The 1,484-nt window shown below is 53.9% G+C and carries 1 protein-coding gene and 3 pseudogenes; 3 read left to right on the top strand and 1 reads right to left on the bottom strand.

What is annotated here, in order from left to right:
- Both FTU03_RS16345 and FTU03_RS15935 read left to right on the top strand, forming a co-directional pair.
- Nucleotides 1-177: pseudogene (locus FTU03_RS16345) on the top strand (LysR family transcriptional regulator); the annotation flags it as partial.
- A gap of 3 nt (nt 178-180) precedes the next feature.
- Complete coding sequence (locus FTU03_RS15935) at nt 181-861, top strand: LysR family substrate-binding domain-containing protein (RefSeq protein ID WP_109354582.1); 681 nt, start codon at nt 181-183, stop codon at nt 859-861.
- Nucleotides 862-1,058: 197 nt separating this feature from the next.
- On the opposite strand, the pseudogene FTU03_RS15930 reads toward FTU03_RS15935, so the two are convergent.
- Nucleotides 1,059-1,286, bottom strand: a pseudogene (locus FTU03_RS15930) (IS4 family transposase); the annotation flags it as partial.
- Between the two features lie 89 nt (nt 1,287-1,375).
- Here FTU03_RS15930 and FTU03_RS15925 point away from each other — a divergent pair.
- A pseudogene (locus FTU03_RS15925) lies at nt 1,376-1,484 on the top strand (dihydropteroate synthase); the annotation flags it as partial.

The following is a 1,484-nucleotide window of genomic DNA, read 5'->3' as shown; positions in this document are numbered from 1 at the left end:
GCACTTGGTATCAGCCAGTCGAGCGTCAGCGCGCGTGTGAAAGCGCTGGAGGATAACCTTGGTGTCCTGCTATTTGAGCGCCATGCGCGGGGCGTTCGGCTAACAGACGCAGGCAGGCACTTCATGGAGCGTGTCACGGCGGGTGTCGATCAACTCGATCACGCAGTGAAGACCGCAGGCATGACAGCTCAAGGAGAATACGGCCGGCTTCGCATCGGCATCCATGCCTTAATCCCACGCAGCTTTCTCACGGAGCTGATCCGTCATTATCGGGAAGAACATACGGGCATTGAGGTTGAGATCACCGAAGGCACAGCCCGCGATGCGGTGATGCAGCTTCGTGCTGACCAGCTCGACGTGGTGTTCGTCGCGGGCAAGCCCGAGATGCCCGACTGCCATACCCGACCGATCTGGACCGAACCGCTGGTGGCCGTGCTATCGGATGGGCATCGCCTCGCCGGGCAGTCCGCAATCACTTGGTCCGATCTGGTCGGCGAGACTTTCATTGTTCGCTATGGTGGCACCGGCCCGCAGGTCCATGACCATATCGTGCTGCGCCTTGCCGGGCGTTGGCCCGCACCGTCGATCCGGCGCTTTGATGTGGGGCGCGACACGCTGCTATCTATGGTCGGACAAGGCTTCGGCATCACTATCGTCGGCGAGGCAACGTCATTGTTGCCGACGACCGGCATCGTCTTCCTGCCCTTCCTCGATGAACCGGAGCCGGTTGCCTTTACAGCCGTCTGGTCGCCGTTCAATCGCAACTCCGCACTGAAAAATCTACTCAACCTCGCAGGCAAAATGAAGCGTGACGGCGATTCGCCCAATCGTTTCCTGGATGGCACTCGACCGGCACGATAACGGCACAGGCGATCCATCCTATTTGCCGCCGATAGTATCCGGCAGCCCTCCGGCATCCTCTTTCCTGTTGCCCGTCCCGATTTTGCCTACTCTCTGATCGGCTCCGTCTCTTTTGCCGACTGGAGCCTGCATTGCGCGGAGGCCGAATCCTTTGGGGTCAGATCGCCGTAGTCATCACCATCGTTCTGGTGATGACACTGAGAAATTTGACGATAATCAAAATACTGACCTGCAAAGAAGCGCTGCATACGTCGATAAAATGATTGTGGTAAACACTTGATGGGCAAGGCTTTAGATGCAGAAGAAAGATTACATGTTTGCTTTAAAATAATCACAAGCATGATGAGCGCAAAGCACTTTAAATGTGACTTGTTCCATTTTAGAGATTTGTTTAAGATAAGATATAACTCATTGAGATGTGTCATAGTATTCGTCGTTAGAAAACAATTATTGTGACATTATTTCAATGAGTTATCTATTTTTGTCGTGTACAGAGATTATTATAGAAGCCCCCATGAATAAATCGCTCATCATTTTCGGCATCGTCAACATAACCTCGGACAGTTTCTCCGATGGAGGCCGGTATCTGGCGCCAGACGCAGCCATTGCGCAGGCGCGTAAGC

This window comes from Acinetobacter sp. YH12046, assembly GCF_013419905.1.
Taxonomy (GTDB): Bacteria; Pseudomonadota; Gammaproteobacteria; order Pseudomonadales; family Moraxellaceae; genus Acinetobacter.
Note: the sequence above shows the minus strand (reverse complement) of the source record. Positions and strands in the feature narration are given on the sequence as shown.